Genomic DNA, 21,657 nt, shown 5'->3' with positions numbered 1-21,657 from the left:
CGTCCGCCACTCGTCATCAAAGAAGCAAGCTTCTTTATGTTACCGTTCGACTTGCATGTGTTAAGCCTGCCGCCAGCGTTCAATCTGAGCCATGATCAAACTCTTCAATTCAAGTTCAATCGCTCAATACTGCTGACATAAAATGTCACTACTTAAAAAGTATTATGAATTTCTAGTTAGCACCTATTAAGACTTCAAAATTAAAAATATTTTTAAAACAAGTCAATCAACAAGTGCCCACACAGATTGTCTGATATATTGTTAAAGAGCAAAAAAGAACGACGCACTGGTTTTTCTAAAGCTTCACAACAGCGCGTCGTTGTGTGGGGCGTATTATAGGCATTTCAGATGCCTTTGCAAGATCTTTTTGTAAAAAAATGTAAATTTTTTATTACTTGAAGATCTTTTAATCAAATCGTCTAAAAAACACAATTTTTATGTGTGTTTTATCCTACGAATTCAGACTTTCTGCAAATGCCTTTACTTTTCCCCAATCGGTATATTCAATTTCTTTGGTCGTATCCGTTTCGCCACCTGTAATTTTCATAATCAATTGAATCATGACTCGATCAATCCATTTATAACGTGGATATAGCAATGCGCCTGCAAATACGCCTACTTTTGCAGGAATCCATTTTATGCGTTGAAGAAACTTACGAACATAGACATTTCCCTCTGGCGTATCTTTCCCTTCTTTTCTCGCTGTTAAATTTACGCCAAAAAAGACCGCACTTTTTGCATTCAGCAATTCATGATGGTGTTCAACAAAATGGTATAACTGTTTATTAAAATGACCATAGCGAATGGATGCTCCAATAATCACCCGCTCAAAAAATTGAAGATCCTGCTCCTCCATTAACGGTGAAACCACCACTTCTCCTTCAAGATGCTGAGCCATAAACTCAGCAATCTTTTTAGTTTGTCCATCATGACTTGAATATAAAATTAATGTTTTCATTATGCCTTCCAAAACGCCGGTGTGAAGAGTGCCAATAATGTGAAAATTTCTAAACGACCACATACCATCGCTATGGTTAGTACCCATTTAGCACTATCTGGCATCGCTGTCATATTACTGCTTACTGAACCTAATCCTGGTCCAAGGTTATTAATACTTGCTAATACCGCATTAAAGGCATCAAAAGGTTCGACACCACATGCAATCACACTTAATAAACAAATAGTGAATACCAATAGATACGCTGAGAAAAAGGCCCAAATACTCCCAATCACTCGTTCATCAAGGACATTTTTACCCCATTTAATTGGATACACTAAATTAGGATGTACAAATCGTTTCAGTTCTCTTGCTCCTTGAAGATATAACACTAAAATCCGTGCAACACGCAAACCGCCACCGACTGAGCCCGCACAGCCACCAATAAAAGAGGCAATAATTAATAACATCGGCACAAAAGAAGGCCACTCAGCGAAATTCGATGTGGTGTAGCCTGTTGTGGTTGAAATTGATACGGCTTGGAATACGACTTGCTCAAAATCCTGCCATGAGGAATCAAAATATTGGTGGCTAATCATCACCAATGTACAAGCAACAATAAGCAAGATTTGAATACTCATAAAGAAGCGGAATTCTGGATCTTTTGTGTAAATCTTCAAAATATTTTCTCGTCCTAAAGTCGAAAATGCTCTGAAGTGCAATGCGAAGTTACAAGCCGAAATCCACAAGAAAATAACCGTGATAAAATTAATCGCCGAGCTATTAAAATAGCCGATACTGGCATCGTGCGTAGAAAAGCCGCCAATGGATACCGTCGAGAAACTATGTGTAAGTGCATCAAACGGCGTCATACCTGCTAGCCAATAAGCCAAGGTACAAGACATGGTTAAAAAGAAATAAACAAACCACAATGCCTTTGCCGTTTCTGCTATCCGTGGCTGAATTTTCTGATCTTTCATTGGACCAGACATTTCAGCTCGGTATAACTGCATTCCACCAATACCCAATAAAGGAATAATTGCAATCGCAAGTACGATGATCCCCATGCCGCCTAACCATTGTAAAAATTGACGGTAAAACAGAATGGCTTTCGGTAAATTATCTAACCCAGTCATGACTGTGGCGCCCGTGGTTGTTAACCCGGAAAACGCCTCAAATACGGCAGAAGCAACTGTTAAATGAGGTGAATCAAATAATAGTAATGGCAAGGTTGCTAGCCCGCCCAGAACGAACCAAAATGCCACCACAATTAAGAAACCATCACGAGATCGCAATTCTTGTTTGTGGTGATGACAAGGCCACCAAAGCAACATGCCCACGGTTAAGCTCAATGCAAAAGCTTGCATAAACGCTTTACCGCCGCCATCGCCATAAATCAGCGCCACAAAGGCTGGAATCAGCATCGTGCCGGAAAAGCACATAATCAAAATACCGATAATCCGAATAATGGATAAAATATGCACAATATCTCGCTTAATTCATTTCTTCTAATTTCAACGTTCCTGCCGAACGCTCAATTAATGCTTGTTCAAAAGGTTTAATTTGATCTTCACTAATGCCTAACTGCAATGTAATCTGCACTTGAAAATCTTGCTGATAAATTTCAATTTGATGTTGTTCACATAAAATTTGGATCCAATTTAATTGTGCATAATCACAATGAACTTGGAATAACTGACGTTCTACTTTTCGTTCAGTTTCTAATAATTTTAAAGCTTGCTGCACACCATTTCCATAAGCACGAACTAAACCGCCAGTGCCTAATAAAATGCCACCATAATAACGAACAACAACAGCACTAATTTCACCAACTTGGCTACCTTGCAAAGCCGATAGCATCGGTTTTCCTGCGGTTCCTGCAGGTTCACCGTCATCGGAAAAGCCTAATTGTTGCGAATCCGTTGGCTTGCCTGCCACTGCTGCCCAACAATGATGGCGGGCATTAGGGTGCTGCGATTTAATTTCTGCCCAAAAAGCTTTGGCTTGCTCAAGTCCTTCCGTATATTGCAAATACGTGATAAATCGACTTTTCTTAATTTCTTCTTCAAAAACAACCGCACTTTTTGGGATAAGGTATTCAGCCATGAAATAATTATTCAAATGAATTTGTTGCGTAGTTTATCATTGATAGCGGATTTATCGAAATTTCCCCATAATTATTGTATGATGTAGCTCAATTTCAATAAAACTGATGAATAACAATGACTGAAATGACTGTCGATAAAATCCTTGATACCGTTGGTTTACGTTGTCCTGAACCCGTGATGCTCGTGAGAAAAAACATTCGCCACATGAATGAAGGTGAAGTGCTGCTTATTTTGGCGGACGACCCTGCCACGACTCGCGATATTCCCAGTTTCTGCCAATTTATGGAACATACCCTTTTAGCGAGTGAAACCAAAGATACTCCTTTTAAATACTGGGTGAAAAAAGGCCAATAAAAATGCGGCCATTATTGGCCGCACTTTGTTATTCTGCCGTATTACTCGAAACGGGATAATACTGTTTCTGAAGAAATTCAGGCTTCAATAACGCAGAGGCATTCCACCACTCAATCACCAACTCCTGTGGTCCATCTGCATAAGACGCAATTTCATACACGTTATACACAAAATGAATACCGTCATGATCTAAATAGAAATTATCGGTTACTTCAAAAGCGTCTTTTGAAGTAAATACTTCCTCATCTTTTACCTCGCCATATCGAGTGTAACGTTCCCAAAGCAATTCTTTTAATTTGGCTTGTTGGTTCGGTTTAAACACATCATCAAATGAAAGTAGTTTTTTTGTTTCTAAATCAATATTAAGATAGTGGCCCCCCCCAACGCCATGAGCGCCACCGCTATAGCTGTAATAATTTATTAAAAATACAGCAAGCTTACCCCTTTGATGACTAAATGCTAAATCTAAGGTTTCATCAACACCAATTATTGGGGATTCCAACATCTCTTTCTTAGCTTCATCATATGCTTTCTGGTAATCTGCTATAAGCTGCTCGCGGCTTCTTGGTTTACCGTCAGCATTTTTGGAAATTTGTTCTAAAAGTAGTGTATCTAACCATTCAATATTCGTTTTTAGTGTAGAAATGCTGTAATGAAGTTTACCTTCTACAGGCACATATTCATCTTCTTTGGGCGATTTAGGATATTTGATGGTTTCCTCTTTATCAAAAATCACATCATCTTGAGCAATAATTGCTGGAATAACCTTCTCCGCCTTTTCTTTTTCAGCTTTTAATTGCGTATTTTCTGCCGTTAGTTGTGCAATTGTCTGTGTTTGTTGCTCAATGGTTGTCTTCGTTTCTTTATCTTCACAGCCTGTTACCGCAAAAAGTGCGGTTAAAATTAAGGCTGAAATCAGTGTCTTTTTCATGTATTACCTATAAATCAAATGTATCTTTATCACGTAAAATATGGTCATTGCCTTTGCGGCGTAAAAAGCCGGTACGGTCAAAATATTCCATTAATTGTACTGTCAGTTTTCGGCCAAAGTTTAGTTTATCACGTAATTCATTTACGGCAACTTTACCTTCTTCGCCTGCCATTTGCTTAATTAAGCGAGCATAAGCATAAATGCTCTCAGTCAGGAAAAATCGATCTTTTACAATTGGGGTGAGATAGCCCAATTTACCAGCTTTATACATAAAGTTACGCATCACACTTTCATCTTGCGCCAAGGCTGTTGCCATATCACGCACCCAAATGGCTTGACCATGCGCTTTCTCAAATTCAGCTAACACCGCTTGCCATAAGCTTTGCTCTTCGGCTGAAAATTGAATTTTGTGTGAAGGCAAATGCAACCAGCCACGAGTCTGCTGCAATTGGCCTTCATCAAGCATTTCTTCAATAAAATGATAAATCAGATTTTCCGGTTGGTTTAGTGTCGCAATACGGTATAAGCGGGCCTTACTCAAACCTAGCTGATCATTATGTTGCTCATGATAGGTAGCAAGTGCGGTCAAAATTTGCTGCGTTTTTTCACGTTGATAATTGCGATTAAAACACCAATTTTGGAAACGGATATCGCCATTCTTGGCTAATGCTTCAGCCAGCTGATTTTCGGTTAGTTGCTCACTCCACATTAAAGCTTGAGCTGCAATCGCCTCTTTTTGTAAGGTCAATCCGATGCGTTGTGTGGCAGTTTGAGCCTGATTAAGTTTAGCCAAGAACGCTAGACGAGCCTCTGTGCGCTTATAACGTTTTGGTGAATGAATTTCGAGTACCTTGGCACCACCAATTAACACTTTCGCATCACCACTACGTAAAATTAATTTATCCCCAAAAGCTAAAAATAATGGCTGTTCTAAAATAACTTCTGCCAAAGTGCGGTCATTTTTCATTGCATTTTTGCTTTCAAGCAAGGTGAGCTTACCCGTCGTACGGCTTGCCGCATGATAAATGTGCACTGGCTGACTGTCTTTCAAATTCACTTCAGGTGTAATTTCAATGGTAATACGATCGGTCGGCTCAAGTGGTTCTGAGGCTAACAACCAATCGCCGCGCTGCATTGGAGTACGATCTAAATCAACGTTTAAATTGAGCGCTAAGCGTTGACCAGCCAAACCTTTTTCGCTCGGTGTATTCTGAGCATGAATATTTTTTACGCGAACCTTTTGTCCCGTAGAAAGGAAGAGTTCATCATCAATGGCCACCGTTCCCGCAAATGCTGTCCCGGTTACCACTGTCCCCGCCCCTTTCACGCTAAAAACACGGTCGATGGCGTAACGGAACGGTTTATCTATTTCAGCTAATTCAGGTAAATTGGCTAAATAATCGCGTAACGCATCAATCCCTAAGCCTGTTTGTGCCGATGTAATAAAATAATGAGATTCAGCTAAGAATGGATAATCCGTCTGAATTTGTGTTTTTAATACCTCGATTTGCTCATCTGTTGCTCGGTCAGCCTTGGTAATCACTACCATGATTTCAGTAAATTGAAGCTGACGCAAAATCGCTAAGTGTTCTTTAGTTTGTGCGGCAATCCCTTCATCTGCAGCAACAATGAGCATCGCATAATGAACACCACCAAGCCCCGCCAACATATTGGCGAGAAACTTTTCATGGCCAGGCACATCAATAAACCCGAGTACTTTCTCTTTTAAAGGCAAATAGGCATACCCCAAATCAATAGTCATGCCACGTTTTTTTTCTTCCGGCAAATGAGCAGTATTCGTACCTGTCAGTGCTTTTAAAAGGGCTGTTTTACCATGATCGACGTGCCCTGATGTTACTATGATCATAATTTTTCCACCGTATCTAATAATGCCTTAAAGTCAGCCATGCTACGTAAATCTAACCAAATTTTTCCTTTCTCAACACGACCGATTATTGGTTGTTCTAACGCTTTGAATACTGCTAAAAGTGCGGTCAATTTTACCTCTGTTTTTTCAGCAATCGTCACCGCGAGAGAAGGAATCGTCGCCATCGGTTGAGAACCACTCCCAATCTGAGCAACACTTTCTTCAATCTCAACCTGGTAATCTTTTAAGCGGTTTGCTAAACAGGCTTTAAGTTGTTCAGCTTTTTCTTTTAATACATCCATTGATTGGGTGAGCAAATGCAAAGTTGGCAACGTCTCAATAAGTTTTTCAGGTTGAAGATAAAGGCGTAATGTTGCCTCAAGCCCAGCTAAAATCACTTTATCGCAACGTAATACGCGCTTTAATGGATGAGCTTGTAACTGAGCAATCCACTCTTTTTTACCGACGATAATACCGGCTTGTGTTCCACCCAATAATTTATCGCCCGAGAATGACACCAAGTTTACGCCCTGTGCGACTTTTTCTTGCACCGTTGGCTCATTCGGTAAATCATATTGGCTTAGATCAATTAATGCTCCACTACCAAGATCCGTAATCACTGGAATATCAAATTCTCGTCCTAGCTCAACCAACTCTTGTTCTGAAACCGAAGCGGTAAATCCACTAATATGATAGTTACTGCAATGTACTTTCATTAAGAAAGCGGTATTTTCATTGATTGCTTGACGATAATCTTTCAAATGTGTTCGGTTTGTTGTTCCCACTTCAACAAGTTTACAGCCTGCTTGAGCCATAATATCTGGAATGCGAAATGCGCCACCGATTTCAATTAACTCACCACGAGAAATAATGACTTCTCTATCTTTAGCAAAGGTGGCCAACATCAAGAGTACAGCTGCAGCATTGTTGTTAACGATACAAGCAGCTTCTGCACCTGTGAGTTGTGCAAGTAGTTCACTAATATAATTATCCCGATGACTGCGTTTGCCTTCTTCCAAATCATATTCTAACGCAACATTACCTTTCATCGCATGAAGCGCTGCCTGTTGTGCACTTTCAGCCCACAATGCTCGCCCTAAATTTGTGTGTAATACTGTGCCGGTTAAATTATGGACTGATTTAATTTGCACATGATTTTGTTGAGTCAATCGCTCTTGTAAATAATGCAATGTATTCAAATGATCGGCAAAAAAGTGCGGTAAATGTTGATGCTGTTTGATAAACTCGCGCCCATCAGACAATAATTGGCGTAATTCACGCACGACAGCTGAATGACCAAATTCAGTTAAAAGCATTTCACCTTCTGGTGTTTTTAAAAATTTATCTACAGAAGGAAGTTGTTGGAAAAGTGCGGTCATTTTTAATTCCTATTTCAAAATGGCATTGAATTGCAAACTAATTTACGCTAAAGTAACCGTAATTTCAATAACGGAAGGTCATCATCTCCGGTGAGGTGGCAGGACTTCAAATCCTGTTGGGGACGCCAGCGTTCCCGGGTGGGTTCAACTCCCATGACCTTCCGCCACTTTTTTCTTCAAACGAATATTTCTCTCTTCCTAACATTCACTTTTTTAATTTGAATTTTCATTATAATTTTACAGAATTTTAGGCAAACAAAAAGGCGCATCTTTCGATACGCCTTCTTAATCTAACTTGTTACAGTTAATACATCAATTATTTGATGATTTTCGCAACAACGCCAGCACCTACTGTACGGCCACCTTCACGGATTGCGAAACGTAAACCTTGGTCCATCGCGATTGGGTGGATTAAGCTTACTGTCATTTTGATGTTATCACCAGGCATTACCATTTCCACGCCTTCTGGTAATTCAATTGTACCAGTTACGTCAGTTGTACGGAAATAGAACTGTGGACGGTAACCTTTGAAGAATGGAGTGTGACGACCACCTTCTTCTTTTGATAATACGTAAACTTCTGATTCAAAATCAGTGTGTGGAGTGATTGAACCTGGTTTCGCTAATACTTGACCACGTTCGATTTCTTCACGTTTTGTACCACGTAATAATGCACCAATGTTCTCACCTGCACGACCTTCGTCAAGTAATTTACGGAACATTTCAACACCAGTTACAGTTGTTTTAGTTGTTGGTTTGATACCAACGATTTCAACTTCATCACCAGTGCGGATAATACCACGCTCAACACGACCTGTTACTACTGTACCACGACCTGAAATTGAGAACACGTCTTCGATTGGAAGAAGGAACGGTTGGTCAATTGCACGCTCAGGCTCAGGAATGTAAGTATCTAAGTGGTTTGCTAACTCAAGGATTTTTTCTTCCCATTCTGCAACGCCGTTTAATGCTTGTAATGCAGAACCACGTACGATTGGTGTATCGTCACCTGGGAAGTCATATTGAGAAAGAAGTTCACGAACTTCCATTTCTACTAATTCTAATAACTCTTCGTCATCTACCATATCGCATTTGTTTAAGAATACGATGATGTAAGGTACACCTACTTGGCGACCTAATAAGATGTGCTCACGAGTTTGTGGCATTGGACCATCTGTCGCTGCTACTACTAAGATAGCACCGTCCATTTGCGCCGCACCGGTAATCATGTTTTTAACATAGTCCGCGTGTCCTGGGCAGTCAACGTGTGCGTAGTGGCGAGTTGGAGTATCGTATTCAACGTGTGATGTGTTGATGGTGATACCACGCGCTTTTTCTTCTGGCGCGTTATCAATTTGGTCGAATGCACGAGCTGCACCACCGTAGTGTTTTGCTAATACGGTTGTGATTGCTGCTGTTAAAGTTGTTTTACCGTGGTCAACGTGGCCGATTGTACCCACGTTTACGTGCGGTTTTGTACGTTCAAATTTTTCTTTAGACATTTGTTTAGTTTCCTAGAAAATGCTCTATAAGCCATTCGACTTATAGAGCGGATTGTTACAAAAAATTATTTTTTACGCGCTTCAATTACTGCAGCAGCAACACTTGTTGGAGCTTCAGCATATTTTAACGGTTCCATTGAGTATGATGCACGACCTTGAGTTTGTGAACGTAAGTCAGTTGCATAACCGAACATTTCAGAAAGTGGAACTTCTGCATCGATTTTAACAACGAATTCGTTCGCTTCTTGACCGTTAACCATAGCACGACGACGGCTTAAGTCACCGATTACATCACCAACATACTCAGGTGGCGTTTCTACTTCAACTTTCATGATTGGCTCAAGTAGAACTGGGTTTGCTTTAGCGAATGCTGCTTTAAATGCTAAAGAAGCCGCTAATTTAAACGCTAATTCTGATGAGTCAACATCATGGTATGAACCGAAGTGTAAACGTACACCAAGATCTACTACTGGGTAACCCGCTAATGGACCAGATTTAAGTTGTTCTTGGATACCTTTATCAACTGCAGGAATATATTCACCAGGGATTACACCACCTTTGATTTCGTTTACAAATTCGTAACCAGGACCTTCTGGATCTAATGGATATAAGTCAATAACAACATGACCATATTGACCACGACCACCAGATTGTTTTGCGTGTTTACCTTCCACATCGTTAACACGAGTACGAATAGTTTCACGGTAAGATACTTGTGGTTTACCGATGTTAGCTTCCACTTTGAACTCACGTTTCATACGGTCAACGATAATGTCTAAGTGTAACTCACCCATACCAGAAATAATGGTTTCACCAGATTCTTCATCAGTGTGAACACGGAATGAAGGGTCTTCTTGAGCAAGACGACCTAATGCAAGACCCATTTTTTCTTGGTCAGCTTTAGTCTTAGGTTCTACTGCTACAGAGATTACTGGCTCTGGGAATTCCATACGCTCAAGGATGATTGGTGCATCGACAGCACATAATGTATCACCCGTCGTTACATCTTTTAAGCCGATTGCTGCAGCGATATCGCCCGCACGAACTTCTTTGATTTCTTCACGTTTATTAGCGTGCATCTGTACGATACGACCAAAACGTTCACGTTTTTGACGTACAGAGTTTAATACTGTATCACCAGAGTTAATTACACCTGAGTACACACGGAAGAAGGTTAAGTTACCTACGAATGGGTCAGTTGCAATTTTGAATGCTAATGAAGAGAATGGCTCATCATCGCTTGCGTGACGTTCACCTTCAGTTTCATCTGGATTGATACCTTTGATTGCTGGAATATCAGTCGGTGCTGGTAAGTATTCAACAACCGCATCAAGCATTGCTTGAACACCTTTGTTTTTGAATGCAGAACCACAAGTTACCAAGATGATTTCGTTTGCTAATACGCGTTGACGAAGACCTGCTTTGATTTCTTCTTCGCTTAACTCTTCACCACCAAGATATTTTTCCATTAATTCTTCAGTTGCTTCAGCTGCTGCATCAACAAGGTTTTGACGCCATTCTTCACAAGCTGCTTGCATATCTGCAGGAATATCTTCATAAGTGAAAGTCATACCTTGGTCTGCTTCGTTCCAGTTGATCGCTTTCATTTTGATCAAATCAACAACACCAGTGAAGCTTTCTTCTGCACCGATTGGAAGTTGAAGAGGAACAGCATTAGCACCTAAACGAGTTTTAAGTTGTTCAACAACACGTAAGAAGTTAGCACCAGTACGGTCCATTTTGTTTACAAACGCGACACGTGGAACTTGATATTTGTTAGCTTGACGCCATACAGTTTCAGACTGAGGTTGAACACCACCAACCGCACAGTAAACCATTACCGCACCATCAAGAACACGCATAGAACGTTCTACTTCAACAGTAAAGTCTACGTGTCCCGGGGTATCGATAACGTTGATACGGTGTTGTGGGAACTGTTGTGACATACCAGACCAGAATGCGGTAGTTGCCGCAGAGGTAATGGTAATACCACGTTCTTGTTCTTGTTCCATCCAGTCCATTGTCGCTGCACCATCGTGTACTTCACCAATTTTGTGACTTACACCAGTGTAGAATAAGATACGTTCAGTGGTAGTAGTTTTACCAGCATCAATGTGCGCACTAATACCGATATTACGATATCTTTCAATAGGGGTTGTACGAGCCATTATTATAACCTTGTTAAGTTTAATATCTGTTTATATAAGGGTAAGGCTTCATCTAGGATGAAGCCCTTAAATTTTAAAAGCGTATTACCAACGGAAGTGAGCAAATGCTTTGTTAGCTTCAGCCATACGGTGAACGTCTTCACGTTTTTTCACTGCTGCGCCTTTGTTATCTGATGCATCAGATAATTCATTTGCAAGACGTAAAGCCATTGATTTATCACCGCGTTTACGTGCCGCTTCAACGATCCAACGCATACCTAATGCGTTACGACGAACTGGACGTACTTCAACTGGCACTTGGTAAGTAGAACCACCAACACGACGAGATTTAACCTCAACAGTCGGGCGAACGTTTTCAAGTGCAATTTCAAATGCTTCTAAAGGTTCTTTACCTGTGCGTTCTGCAAGTTTGTCTAACGCACCGTAAACGATGGTTTCAGCAACAGATTTTTTACCGTCTACCATTAATACATTAATAAATTTTGCAAGTAACTCTGAACCGAACTTCGGATCTGGAAGAATCTTGCGTGGTTCAACACTACGACGACGTGGCATTGCGAATTTCTCCGTATATTTAATCTTCAGGATATCCAAAACTCTATAAAAATTAACCGCACTTTAAAGTGAGCTAATGTGATACTGGAGTTTCTGATTTAAATTTTTACTAATTTAGACGTTTGGCCTTACTTAACGGAGTTCCATTAAGCTTTAGGACGTTTAACGCCGTATTTAGAACGACCTTGTTTACGATCTTTAACACCTGCACAGTCTAATGCGCCGCGTACAGTGTGGTAACGCACACCTGGTAAGTCTTTAACACGACCACCACGGATAAGCACAACACTGTGCTCTTGAAGGTTGTGACCTTCGCCGCCGATGTAAGAAGTTACTTCAAAGCCATTAGTTAAACGAATACGACATACTTTACGTAATGCTGAGTTCGGTTTTTTAGGTGTAGTTGTGTATACACGAGTGCACACACCACGTTTCTGCGGGCAAGCCTCTAATGCAGGAACGTTACTTTTTACAACCTTTTTCACACGCGGTTTGCGTACTAGCTGGTTGATAGTTGCCATTAAAAAAGCTCCAGTTTAAATGTTATTCATAATAGAATGTTTGTTACAAAATCTATCCCTCCATCCAATAGACAGAAGAAATAGACGCTGAATTTTAATGGTTTCACCTCATATTGTCAATATTTAAACAGAAATAGGATCGCAAAGGATCGCTTAGCAAAAAATCCAGGTGAAATAGACCGCACTTTGTCAAATCAATTGCCTGTATGTAGCCAGGGTTTTATAATTTCAAATAGGATTATTTTGTGGCAATCATTATGTTACGTTCATTCATTTTTCATTTACGTTATTTCTATCATAAAAAGCTTCGACAAACCCATCGTATCTCTCATAAAACACTCGAATTTGTATGTTTACTGATTGGTGCGACATTTGTTGCCCTATTTTCCTTTGGATTTGCGAAACTCGCCGATATCGGACTTGAATTTAATGCCTATTGGTCTGCTAAATATCCTCTCACCGTTTGGATCGTTTTACCGCTTGGTCTTGCTTTTCTCACCTGGTTTACCGCCAAATACACACCTTATGTTGGTGGCAGCGGTATTCCACAAGTGATTGCCTCCATTAATCTTCCTTACAATGGCTATAAAACGAAACTGGTTAAATTTCGCCAAACCATTTGGAAAATTCCACTTACTTTCTTTGCAATGATTATCGGTGCCTCTGTTGGACGTGAAGGGCCTTCTGTTCAAGTGGGTGCAGCGGTTATGCTCGCTTGGGGAAATTTCTGTCGTAAATATAACTTTGCTTTCCGTGGCTTAAGTACGAATGAACTCATCGCAACGGGTGCAGCAGGCGGTCTTTCTGCCGCCTTTAATGCCCCTTTAGCTGGGGTCATTTTTGCCATTGAAGAACTTGGTCGCGGCGTGATGTTACGCTGGGAACGCCGTGTGTTGCTCGGTGTATTAGCGGCCGGTTTTATTTTAGTGGCGATTCAAGGCAATAGCCCTTACTTTCCAGCCTATAAAGGTGCGACTTCTATTCCTTATTTATATCTTTGGCTTGCCATTTGTGGCATCGTCTGCGGTGTACTGGGTGGGATATTTGGACGACTCCTTGCCAAAGGGCTCGCGGGACTTTCTCCACTCAAATGGCGTGATTGGATCCGCAAACACCCAATTTACATTGCTTTATTACTCGGTTTAGTACTTGCCGCAATGGGTACCTACAGCGAAGGGCAAACTTATGGAACGGGCTATAATGTGGTTGCAAGAGCATTAGAAGGACAACTCGTTTCACCTGAAGTGGGAATACTAAAACTCTTCGCAACGGTTACGACGTATTGGAATGGCATCGCGGGCGGAATTTTTACGCCATCTCTCACTACTGGTGCGGGTATCGGCACTATGTTATGGGAAATCAGTAACGGCATGGTCGATCAACGTTTCTTGGTCATTTTATGTATGGCAGCCTTTTTAGCTGGAGGCACACAATCCCCTGTGACAGCCAGCGTAGTAGTAATGGAAATGACGGGGGCTCAACCCGTGCTGATTTGGCTCTTGATTTCCAGTATCATTGCCTCCATAATTTCGCGCCAATTTAGTCCGAAACCTTTTTACCACTTTGCGGCTGGACGTTTCCGTCAACGAATGCAGGAACAACAAGCAGAAGATCTTCGCCGTAACGAGATGCAAGAGAAATAAAATATGTCAGAAAACCAACCGCACTTTTATCGTGGCCGCTTTTCCGTTGCGCCGATGTTAGATTGGACGACACGCCATTGTCGCTATTTTCATCGTCAATTTAGTAAAAATGTGTTGCTTTATACTGAAATGGTCACGGCTCCCGCCATTATTCATGCCAAATACGATCATTTAGATTTTGATTTGCAAGAAAACCCAGTTGCCCTACAACTCGGTGGAAGCGATCCCGCACAGCTTAAACATTGTGCCAAATTAGCCGAAGAAAGAGGATATCATGAAATTAATCTGAATGTGGGCTGCCCTTCTGATCGCGTGCAAAATGGTATGTTTGGGGCTTGCTTGATGGCGAAAGCGGATTTAGTAGCAGAATGTATTGCAGAAATGCAACGTGTCGTGAATATTCCTGTCACCGTGAAAACGCGTATTGGCATTGATGATTTGGATAGCTATGAATTTCTCTGTGGCTTTATCGAAAAAGTCCATCATGCAGGCTGCCAAGAATTTATTGTTCACGCACGAAAAGCCTGGCTTTCAGGATTAAGCCCAAAAGAGAATCGCGAGATTCCCCCTTTGGATTACGATAGTGTTTATCAATTAAAGAAAGATTTTCCACAGTTAACCATTGCAATTAATGGCGGCATTAAAACCATCGAAGAAATGAAACATCATTTGCAATTTGTGGATGGCGTGATGGTTGGGCGTGAGGCTTATCAAAATCCGTCATTGTTGGGCTATGTTGATCAAATGCTTTTTGATGCTAATGCGGATATCGTCACAGCAAGACAAGCAGTGGAAGCCATGTTCCCTTATATTGAAAAACAATTGAGCCAAGGGGTCTATTTAAATCATATCGTTCGACATATGCTTGGCGTGTTCCAAAACTGTAAAGGAGCGAGACAATGGCGACGCTATTTAAGTGAAAATGCCTTTAAACAAGGCGCAGGAATCGAAGTAGTCGAAACGGCATTAAGCTTTGTTGAAACGAATTAAGCCTAAAATGCAAAGTGAGGTCAGAATGATCTGACCCCAAAAATTTGGACTATTCACATTAAGGACTGAAGACGATATTGTATCGGACTCAGTCCTTTTAATTTTAGTTGAATCCGTCGATGATTATAGTAATTCAAATAATCTCTGACAGCATCAACTATCTCTTCTTTTGTTTTAAATTCCCGACCATAAAAACATTCTGTTTTTAATCGTCCAAAGAAACTTTCCATTGCGGCGTTATCTAAGCAATTCCCTTTTCTCGACATACTTTGAATGATGCCATGTTCAGCTAAAATTCGACGATAAGCTACCATTTGATATTGCCATCCCTGGTCTGAATGTAAAATGACACTACAAGCTTTATTTAATCCTTTGACGGCTTGCATTAACATGTCCTCTACTTGCGCCCAGTTTGGGGAATAGCTGAGATTATATGAGACTATCTCATTGTTAAATAAGTCTAAAATTGGAGATAAATAGACTTTACTCCCATCTTTCGCCTTAAACTCGGTGATATCAGTTACCCATTTTTGTTTCGGGGCCGTTGCGCTAAAATCGCGTTCAAGATGATTCAGTGCAATCACCCCTATCGTGCCTCGATAGGTCGTAAATTTCTTGCTTTTTCTTGACCGCACTTGAAGCCCAAGTGTCTGCATTAAACGTTGAACTTTTTTATGATTCACGCCTGGTAAACAGGCATGAACTCGTCGGTAGCCATAATCAGGATGATTGGCTTTGATGCGTTTAATGGCCTTTTTCAGCTGCTCATCCTTATCCGGTTTAATCTGGAGTTTCGCAAAAAACGTACTACGCGCTAACTGTGCAAAACCTAAAAGCCATTTTAACGGATAGCGTGTTCTTAACCTTTGGATAATTTCCGTTGCTCGGCTTCGTCCTGAAGTCTGAGCCTTCTCAACTCCTTTAGGTAGGCCACCTCCGCTTCAAGCTGTAAAATTCTCAGGCGTAAACGGTCTTCTTCAGTTCTGGGTGGCGGTGGCATTTTTGCATATTTGGGTTTCATTGGCGGTCGTCCTGATGGTTTACGGGGAATCAGTCCTTTTATGCCATTTTTTTCAAACCGTTTCAACCATGTCCCGACTAGGGCGTTGGAAGGAATATTGTAAAAACGAGCTGCTTCTCGAATGCTCATTTTTCCTTTTAGAATAGGTTGAAGAACCTGTAATTTAAATTCGATTGTGTAGTGTTTACCCATAAAAAAATCTGCACCTCAATTGTTGGTTTGTTGAGTCCAACTTTTGGGGTGCAGATCAGAATTTAATAGATTTTCTGACCGCACTTTTGTTTTCTGAGTATTTAATTAGCACTGATGTTTTTGACGATATGCCACCAAATCTTCAATTGTTAATACCGCATAACCAAATTTTTTCGCAAATTTAATAATTTCTGGTGCTCGCGCCATGGTGCCATCATCATTGGTGATTTCACAAATCACACCAGCCGGTTTAAAACTGCTTAAACGTGCTAAGTCAACTGAGGCTTCAGTATGACCGCGACGTGCTAAAACACCACCTTCTGCAGCACGTAATGGGAAAACATGCCCAGGACGGTGAAGATCTGCCGGTTTTGCATGATCTGCAATTGCCGCTTTGATTGTGGTGACGCGATCTTGTGCTGATACACCTGTCGACACACCTTCTGCTGCTTCAATTGTCACGGTAAACGCGGTTTTATTCACGCTATTGTTATGCTCAACCATCGGCGGCAAATCAAGCTGTTTGCATTGTTCATCGGTGATACATAAACACACGATACCGCTGCCATAACGAATAAGTTTTGCCATTTGTTCTGGGGTAATGGTTTCTGCAGGGAAGATTAAATCGCCTTCATTTTCGCGATCTTCATCATCCAACACTAATACGCCATTACCTTGTTTGAATGCGTTCAATGCGTTAATTACCCGTTCTTCGCCGGTCGCACCAAATGCAGATAAAATTGACTGATTCATCGTAATTTCCTTTGTTGTTACGCTAAAATTAACCAGAATCAGGGCTGAGAAATGCAAATAAATGCAAATAAATAGAACAGAATTAGGAACCCAATCCGTTTTATTCTCTTTCATCCAGACTATACTGTCGGCTTTGGAATTTCACCAAATCTGCTAACCTTAAAAGTACAAAGCGAAACAATTTTGTAAAACGCAATCAAAATTGACCGCACTTTTAAGTGCTCGTGGGCTGTCACCACCGGTAGGGAATTTCACCCTGCCCTGAGAATGTAGGTCGTAGTATAACGCAAAATGTCACTGTAAAAAATCATTCAATGAAAAATGTTTTTATTTGCACAAAGATTGCATAAAATAGAACTATTCAGCCACCTCGCAGTGGCCATTTAGCGAAGGATACATTATGTCGAACAAACACGATAAAAAAGTGGGTGTAATTTTCGGGAAATTCTACCCTGTTCACACCGGCCATATTAATATGATTTATGAAGCATTCAGTAAAGTGGATGAGCTTCACGTGATTGTCTGTAGCGATACCGAACGCGATTTAAAGCTGTTTTATGATAGTAAAATGAAACGCATGCCGACGGTACAAGATCGCCTTCGCTGGATGCAACAAATCTTTAAATATCAAAAAAATCAAATTTTCATTCATCACTTAGTTGAAGATGGCATTCCAAGTTACCCAAATGGGTGGCAAGCTTGGAGTGACGCAGTAAAAAATCTATTTGAAGAAAAACAATTTACCCCAACGATAGTATTTAGTAGTGAGCCACAAGACAAATCGCCATACGAAAAATACTTAGGACTTGAAGTTTCTTTAGTGGATCCTGACCGCTCTTTCTTTAATGTATCCGCAACGAAAATTCGTACTACACCTTTCCAATATTGGAAATTCATTCCGAAAGAAGTCCGTCCATTCTTTGCGAAAACCATTGCCATTTTAGGCGGTGAAAGTAGTGGTAAAAGTGTGTTAGTCAGCAAACTGGCTGCCGTATTTAATACTACTTCTGCATGGGAATATGGTCGGGAATATGTCTTTGAAAAATTAGGTGGCGATGAGCAAGCCATGCAATATTCTGACTATCCACAAATGGCATTAGGTCACCAACGCTATATTGATTATGCCGTGCGTCATGCTCATAAAGTCGCGATTATTGATACTGACTTCATTACCACGCAAGCTTTTTGTATTCAATACGAAGGCAAAGCTCATCCGTTCTTAGATTCCATGATCAAAGAATACCCGTTTGATGTCACCATTTTATTGAAAAACAATACAAAATGGGTGGATGATGGCTTACGTAGTCTAGGCAGCCAAAAACAACGTCAACAATTCCAACAGTTATTGAAGAAATTGTTAGATAAATACAAAGTACCTTACATTGAAATTGAATCGCCAAGTTATTTAGACCGTTATAACCAAGTGAAATCTGTTGTGGAAAAAGTGCTAAATGATGAAGAACTTGAAGGTTTTCCACATACTAAACGCACATTGACCAACGAGAAATAAAATGATTTTATTCGCAGGCGATCCACACGGAAGTTACGAACATCTTTATCCTTTCGTCCAAGAAAATGACAACATTGCCCTGATTATTTTGGGCGACTTGCAACTTTCTTCGCCTGATGAATTAGATAAACTCGCAAAATATTGTGATATTTGGTTTATTCACGGCAACCATGATAGCAAAACCGTCGCCGCATTTGAGGCGATTTGGGGTACACATTGGAAATCACGTAATTTGCATAATCGTGTTGTTGAAATTCAAGGACAACGTATTGCTGGCTTAGGTGGCGTATTCCGAGGACAAATCTGGATGCCCCCCAATAAACCAATGTATTTTGACCCTATCCATTATTGCCAATATAGCCCTCAAGAAAAAATTTGGCGTGGCGGTGTACCATTGCGTCATCGCACGTCTATTTTCCCTTCTGATATCGAAGCCATTGAAAATGAGCAAGCCGATATTCTAATTTGCCATGAGGCACCGAAGCCCCATCCAATGGGATTTCGTGTGATTAATCAACTCGCAGAAAAATTAGGGGTAAGACACGTTTTCCATGGGCATCACCACGATAACGTCGAGTACAAGACAAATTTTCCTTATAAAATCACGAATGTCGGTTTTAGAAGTGTCACAGACATACACGGAAATTATTTATTAAAAACCATTGATGATCGAGAAAAATAACTAAATAAAGCGTTAATTGTTTTTGATAAAAAGAAAGCTTGAAGAGAGAAGATGGCGCACCCGAAAGGATTCGAACCTTTGACCGCTCGGTTCGTAGCCGAGTACTCTATCCAGCTGAGCTACGGGTGCGTAGTGATGTTCTATTCTTCATGACCATTTTAACTGATAGAGTCGATTTAAAATGGCGCACCCGAGAGGATTCGAACCTCTGACCGCTCGGTTCGTAGCCGAGTACTCTATCCAGCTGAGCTACGGGTGCAGAATAAATAAAACTAACAACAAATGGCGGTGAGAGAGGGATTCGAACCCTCGATGGAGTTTTTGACCCCATACTCCCTTAGCAGGGGAGCGCCTTCAGCCTACTCGGCCATCTCACCACATTCGGTATGTGGGCGGTATGATACGTTTTTTTGAAAATATGTCAAATCATTTTTTGAAAAAGCGATTTTGGTTGCTTGATTTATCTACATTTTGTGTAAATAAAGTGCGGTTGAAAAACAAATAAATTTCTCACCACACTTTAATTTTATTTCTAGCCTTTTAAAATCGCCCGTAAACGATCGAGCTGACTCGATGTTTGTTGTTGCTTCTGCTCTATCGTTAATTGGGGCTTATCTTTTTCCCATTGCACATCATCTTGCGGCAACTCAGTCAAGAAACGACTTGGTTCAGGACGAATCAACTCGCCAAACTGACGTCGTTCACGACAAAGGGAAAAAGTGAGCGTTTGTTGTGCTCGCGTAATGCCCACATAGGCTAGACGGCGCTCTTCCTCTACATTGTCTTCATCAATACTGGTTTGATGAGGCAAAATCCCTTCTTCCATACCGATTAAATACACATGGGGAAACTCTAAGCCTTTGGAGGCGTGCAATGTCATTAATTGCACTTGATCACTCTCGTCATCATCTTCACTGCGTTCCATCATATCGCGCAAGGTTAAACGGGTAACCACTTGGTTTAAAGTCATCGGCTCATTCACCTCATCGCCTTTGAGCATCTCCTCTACCCAGCTAAACAAGGTTGCCACGTTTTTACTCTGCATTTCAGCAGCTTTCGGACTGGTGGCATATTCATACAAATATTCTTCGTAATGCAATGAAGAAAGTAACGAACGCACCGCTGTTGCAGGATCGGAACGCAAACTTTGATCATTCAACTCCACAATCCAACGACCAAATTTTTGCAATGCATCATAGGCTTTTGGTGTAACCCGTTGCATCAGTTCAAACTCAAAAATCGCCTCAAATAAGCTGATATGTTTTTCCTGTGCCAACTCACCTAATTTTTGTAGAGTTGCTGTACCAATTTCCCGTTTCGGTGTATTTACGATACGTAAGAAGGCTGCATCATCATCTTGATTCACCACCAAACGCAAGTAGGCCATCATGTCCTTAATTTCAGCACGAGAGAAAAAAGACGTTCCACCAGAAATTTTGTATGGAATACGGTTTTGCATCAGCACTTTTTCCAATAGCCGGGATTGATGATTCCCCCGATACAAAATCGCATAATCCTTAAATTTGGTTTTACGGCTGAAACGATGAGCGATTAATTCCGCTACAATCCGTTCAGCTTCATGCTCCTCATTTTTCGCTTCAATGACTTGCAGTTTTTCACCTTCGCCTAAGTTGGAAAAGAGCTTTTTGTCGAACACATGCTCGTTGTTATCAATCAAAATATTGGCACAATGCAAAATACGATGAGTGGAACGATAATTTTGTTCCAATTTGATGACTTGCAAACGCGGAAAATCATCACGCAAGCGCACCATATTTTGCGGTCGAGCGCCTCGCCAAGAATAAATGGATTGGTCGTCATCTCCTACCACCGTAAAACAAGCTCTCTCGCCTACCAATAATTTGATGAGTTCATATTGGCTAGTATTGGTATCTTGATATTCATCCACCAACAAATAGCGGATTTTCTCCTGCCATTTTGACCGTACTTCTTCGTTCTGTTTGAAGAGCAAGGTCGGTAACATAATCAAATCATCAAAATCCAACGCATTGTAAGCACGAATTTGCGCCGCATAACGCTCATAACATTTTGCAAAAGTTTGATATTTTGCATCTTTCGCTAAGGCATAAGCCTGTTTTGGCGAAACCAAATCATTCTTCCAATTGGAAATAACCGAGATTAATTCACGCAGTAAGTCTTTATCTTCTTGCAACACATCTGCCGTCAGTTCTTTGAGTAAGGCAAGTTGATCGTGTTCATCAAACAAGGTCATATTCGATTTAAAGCCTAAAGCTTTATATTCCCGTTTGATAATGTCGAAACCTAAGGTATGGAAAGTGGAAACAATCAATCCTTTGGATTTTTCTTTACCAATGGAATGGGCTACACGCTCTTTCATTTCACGAGCGGCTTTGTTGGTAAAGGTTACGGCAGCGATCTGTTTCGGTAAATAACCGCAGTGTTCAATCAAATGAGCAATCTTATTAATGATCACGCGAGTTTTGCCAGAGCCTGCGCCAGCTAGCACCAAGCAAGGTCCACTGACATATTCGACAGCCTGTTGTTGTTGAGGATTGAGTTTCAT

Annotated in this window: 19 protein-coding genes, 4 tRNA genes, 1 rRNA gene and 1 riboswitch (1 of these 25 running past the window's edge); of the genes, 6 read left to right on the top strand and 18 right to left on the bottom strand. The window is 40.9% G+C overall.

Annotation, left to right across the window (positions count from 1 at the left end):
- From DX522_RS06315 to DX522_RS06300, 4 genes are all read right to left on the bottom strand, one after another.
- Positions 1 to 111 (bottom strand): 16S ribosomal RNA (locus DX522_RS06315) (it extends 1,429 nt beyond the left edge of the window).
- 340 nt (positions 112 to 451) lie between these two features.
- A complete protein-coding gene (gene hemG, locus DX522_RS06310) occupies positions 452 to 958 on the bottom strand; it encodes a menaquinone-dependent protoporphyrinogen IX dehydrogenase (protein WP_115180192.1) in 507 nt (168 codons plus the stop codon).
- A complete protein-coding gene (locus DX522_RS06305) occupies positions 958 to 2,421 on the bottom strand; it encodes a TrkH family potassium uptake protein (protein WP_262054174.1) in 1,464 nt (487 codons plus the stop codon). The genes hemG and DX522_RS06305 overlap by 1 nt, the downstream gene beginning before the upstream one ends.
- Before the next feature lie 10 nt (positions 2,422 to 2,431).
- Positions 2,432 to 3,043 (bottom strand): YigZ family protein, encoded by a 612-nt coding sequence (locus DX522_RS06300; RefSeq protein WP_115180191.1) that lies wholly within the window; start codon positions 3,041 to 3,043, stop codon positions 2,432 to 2,434.
- A gap of 116 nt (positions 3,044 to 3,159) precedes the next feature.
- Here DX522_RS06300 and tusA point away from each other — a divergent pair, with 116 nt between their 5' ends.
- Complete coding sequence (tusA, locus tag DX522_RS06295; RefSeq protein WP_115180190.1) at positions 3,160 to 3,399, top strand: sulfurtransferase TusA; 240 nt, start codon at positions 3,160 to 3,162, stop codon at positions 3,397 to 3,399.
- 28 nt (positions 3,400 to 3,427) lie between these two features.
- Here tusA and DX522_RS06290 read toward each other — a convergent pair whose 3' ends face one another.
- Genes DX522_RS06290 through selA form a run of 3 tightly spaced genes read right to left on the bottom strand, consistent with a single transcriptional unit; the run spans position 3,428 to position 7,576 of the window.
- On the bottom strand, positions 3,428 to 4,330 hold the full coding sequence (locus tag DX522_RS06290; protein WP_115180189.1) for an RsiV family protein: 903 nt from the start codon (positions 4,328 to 4,330) through the stop codon (positions 3,428 to 3,430).
- A gap of 7 nt (positions 4,331 to 4,337) precedes the next feature.
- A complete protein-coding gene (selB, locus tag DX522_RS06285; RefSeq protein WP_115180188.1) occupies positions 4,338 to 6,197 on the bottom strand; it encodes a selenocysteine-specific translation elongation factor in 1,860 nt (619 codons plus the stop codon).
- Positions 6,194 to 7,576: an L-seryl-tRNA(Sec) selenium transferase gene (gene selA, locus DX522_RS06280; protein ID WP_115180187.1), complete on the bottom strand. Its 1,383-nt coding sequence runs from the start codon at positions 7,574 to 7,576 to the stop codon at positions 6,194 to 6,196. Before selA ends, selB begins: the two co-directional genes overlap by 4 nt.
- A gap of 72 nt (positions 7,577 to 7,648) precedes the next feature.
- On the opposite strand from selA, the gene DX522_RS06275 reads away from it, so the two are divergent.
- Positions 7,649 to 7,743, top strand: a tRNA-Sec gene (locus DX522_RS06275).
- A 149-nt stretch (positions 7,744 to 7,892) separates the two neighbouring features.
- Here DX522_RS06275 and tuf read toward each other — a convergent pair.
- The 4 genes from tuf to rpsL form a co-directional block, all read right to left on the bottom strand.
- Positions 7,893 to 9,077 carry an elongation factor Tu gene (tuf, locus tag DX522_RS06270; RefSeq protein WP_049362643.1) on the bottom strand — a complete coding sequence of 395 codons (1,185 nt, stop codon included), beginning with the start codon at positions 9,075 to 9,077 and terminating at the stop codon, positions 7,893 to 7,895.
- A gap of 65 nt (positions 9,078 to 9,142) precedes the next feature.
- The gene (fusA, locus tag DX522_RS06265; protein ID WP_049364156.1) at positions 9,143 to 11,245 is read right to left on the bottom strand and encodes an elongation factor G; all 2,103 of its coding nucleotides are present in this window, start codon (positions 11,243 to 11,245) and stop codon (positions 9,143 to 9,145) included.
- Positions 11,246 to 11,329: 84 nt separating this feature from the next.
- On the bottom strand, positions 11,330 to 11,800 hold the full coding sequence (rpsG, locus tag DX522_RS06260) for a 30S ribosomal protein S7 (RefSeq protein ID WP_005699184.1): 471 nt from the start codon (positions 11,798 to 11,800) through the stop codon (positions 11,330 to 11,332).
- A 146-nt stretch (positions 11,801 to 11,946) separates the two neighbouring features.
- Positions 11,947 to 12,321, bottom strand: coding sequence for a 30S ribosomal protein S12 (rpsL, locus tag DX522_RS06255; protein ID WP_005543325.1), 375 nt, complete (start codon positions 12,319 to 12,321; stop codon positions 11,947 to 11,949).
- Positions 12,322 to 12,578: 257 nt separating this feature from the next.
- On the opposite strand from rpsL, the gene DX522_RS06250 reads away from it, so the two are divergent.
- On the top strand, positions 12,579 to 13,964 hold the full coding sequence (locus tag DX522_RS06250; protein WP_115180892.1) for a chloride channel protein: 1,386 nt from the start codon (positions 12,579 to 12,581) through the stop codon (positions 13,962 to 13,964).
- Between the two features lie 3 nt (positions 13,965 to 13,967).
- On the top strand, positions 13,968 to 14,954 hold the full coding sequence (dusA, locus tag DX522_RS06245; protein ID WP_115180186.1) for a tRNA dihydrouridine(20/20a) synthase DusA: 987 nt from the start codon (positions 13,968 to 13,970) through the stop codon (positions 14,952 to 14,954).
- A 53-nt stretch (positions 14,955 to 15,007) separates the two neighbouring features.
- Here dusA and DX522_RS06240 read toward each other — a convergent pair whose 3' ends face one another.
- The 3 genes from DX522_RS06240 to ribB all read right to left on the bottom strand — a co-directional run bounded on the left by DX522_RS06240 (position 15,008) and on the right by ribB (position 16,920).
- On the bottom strand, positions 15,008 to 15,826 hold the full coding sequence (locus tag DX522_RS06240) for an IS3 family transposase (RefSeq protein ID WP_262054290.1): 819 nt from the start codon (positions 15,824 to 15,826) through the stop codon (positions 15,008 to 15,010).
- Positions 15,814 to 16,167: a helix-turn-helix domain-containing protein gene (locus tag DX522_RS06235; protein WP_115179527.1), complete on the bottom strand. Its 354-nt coding sequence runs from the start codon at positions 16,165 to 16,167 to the stop codon at positions 15,814 to 15,816. The genes DX522_RS06240 and DX522_RS06235 overlap by 13 nt, the downstream gene beginning before the upstream one ends.
- 105 nt (positions 16,168 to 16,272) lie before the next feature.
- The gene (ribB, locus tag DX522_RS06230) at positions 16,273 to 16,920 is read right to left on the bottom strand and encodes a 3,4-dihydroxy-2-butanone-4-phosphate synthase (RefSeq protein WP_115180184.1); all 648 of its coding nucleotides are present in this window, start codon (positions 16,918 to 16,920) and stop codon (positions 16,273 to 16,275) included.
- A gap of 98 nt (positions 16,921 to 17,018) precedes the next feature.
- A riboswitch (FMN riboswitch) is annotated at positions 17,019 to 17,193 on the bottom strand.
- 127 nt (positions 17,194 to 17,320) lie between these two features.
- Here ribB and nadR point away from each other — a divergent pair.
- On the top strand, positions 17,321 to 18,430 hold the full coding sequence (gene nadR, locus DX522_RS06225) for a multifunctional transcriptional regulator/nicotinamide-nucleotide adenylyltransferase/ribosylnicotinamide kinase NadR (RefSeq protein WP_115180183.1): 1,110 nt from the start codon (positions 17,321 to 17,323) through the stop codon (positions 18,428 to 18,430).
- Position 18,431: 1 nt separating this feature from the next.
- Entirely contained in the window at positions 18,432 to 19,112 is a 681-nt protein-coding gene (locus DX522_RS06220; RefSeq protein WP_049364160.1) for a metallophosphoesterase, read from the top strand.
- Between the two features lie 52 nt (positions 19,113 to 19,164).
- Here the strand turns inward: DX522_RS06220 and DX522_RS06215 are convergent.
- From DX522_RS06215 to rep, 4 genes are all read right to left on the bottom strand, one after another.
- Positions 19,165 to 19,241: transfer RNA gene (locus DX522_RS06215), tRNA-Arg, on the bottom strand.
- Positions 19,242 to 19,294: 53 nt separating this feature from the next.
- Positions 19,295 to 19,371, bottom strand: a tRNA-Arg gene (locus DX522_RS06210).
- A gap of 24 nt (positions 19,372 to 19,395) precedes the next feature.
- Positions 19,396 to 19,489, bottom strand: a tRNA-Ser gene (locus DX522_RS06205).
- A gap of 155 nt (positions 19,490 to 19,644) precedes the next feature.
- A complete protein-coding gene (gene rep / locus DX522_RS06200) occupies positions 19,645 to 21,657 on the bottom strand; it encodes a DNA helicase Rep (protein WP_115180182.1) in 2,013 nt (670 codons plus the stop codon).

The organism is Haemophilus parainfluenzae, from assembly GCF_900450995.1.
Lineage (GTDB): Bacteria > Pseudomonadota > Gammaproteobacteria > Enterobacterales > Pasteurellaceae > Haemophilus_D > Haemophilus_D parainfluenzae_O.
This window is presented reverse-complemented; position numbering and strand designations above follow the sequence as displayed.

Excerpts from the sequence above, each read along its gene's own strand:
- hemG (WP_115180192.1), bottom strand. The coding sequence starts at position 958 with ATGAAAACATTAATTTTATATTCAAGTCATGATGGACAAACTAAAAAG.
- DX522_RS06300 (WP_115180191.1), bottom strand. The coding sequence starts at position 3,043 with ATGGCTGAATACCTTATCCCAAAAAGTGCGGTTGTTTTTGAAGAAGAA.
- tusA (WP_115180190.1), top strand. The coding sequence starts at position 3,160 with ATGACTGAAATGACTGTCGATAAAATCCTTGATACCGTTGGTTTACGT.
- DX522_RS06290 (WP_115180189.1), bottom strand. The coding sequence starts at position 4,330 with ATGAAAAAGACACTGATTTCAGCCTTAATTTTAACCGCACTTTTTGCG.
- selB (WP_115180188.1), bottom strand. The coding sequence starts at position 6,197 with ATGATCATAGTAACATCAGGGCACGTCGATCATGGTAAAACAGCCCTT.
- selA (WP_115180187.1), bottom strand. The coding sequence starts at position 7,576 with ATGACCGCACTTTTCCAACAACTTCCTTCTGTAGATAAATTTTTAAAA.
- tuf (WP_049362643.1), bottom strand. The coding sequence starts at position 9,077 with ATGTCTAAAGAAAAATTTGAACGTACAAAACCGCACGTAAACGTGGGT.
- fusA (WP_049364156.1), bottom strand. The coding sequence starts at position 11,245 with ATGGCTCGTACAACCCCTATTGAAAGATATCGTAATATCGGTATTAGT.
- rpsG (WP_005699184.1), bottom strand. The coding sequence starts at position 11,800 with ATGCCACGTCGTCGTAGTGTTGAACCACGCAAGATTCTTCCAGATCCG.
- rpsL (WP_005543325.1), bottom strand. The coding sequence starts at position 12,321 with ATGGCAACTATCAACCAGCTAGTACGCAAACCGCGTGTGAAAAAGGTT.
- DX522_RS06250 (WP_115180892.1), top strand. The coding sequence starts at position 12,579 with ATGTTACGTTCATTCATTTTTCATTTACGTTATTTCTATCATAAAAAG.
- dusA (WP_115180186.1), top strand. The coding sequence starts at position 13,968 with ATGTCAGAAAACCAACCGCACTTTTATCGTGGCCGCTTTTCCGTTGCG.
- DX522_RS06235 (WP_115179527.1), bottom strand. The coding sequence starts at position 16,167 with ATGGGTAAACACTACACAATCGAATTTAAATTACAGGTTCTTCAACCT.
- ribB (WP_115180184.1), bottom strand. The coding sequence starts at position 16,920 with ATGAATCAGTCAATTTTATCTGCATTTGGTGCGACCGGCGAAGAACGG.
- nadR (WP_115180183.1), top strand. The coding sequence starts at position 17,321 with ATGTCGAACAAACACGATAAAAAAGTGGGTGTAATTTTCGGGAAATTC.
- DX522_RS06220 (WP_049364160.1), top strand. The coding sequence starts at position 18,432 with ATGATTTTATTCGCAGGCGATCCACACGGAAGTTACGAACATCTTTAT.
- rep (WP_115180182.1), bottom strand. The coding sequence starts at position 21,657 with ATGAAACTCAATCCTCAACAACAACAGGCTGTCGAATATGTCAGTGGA.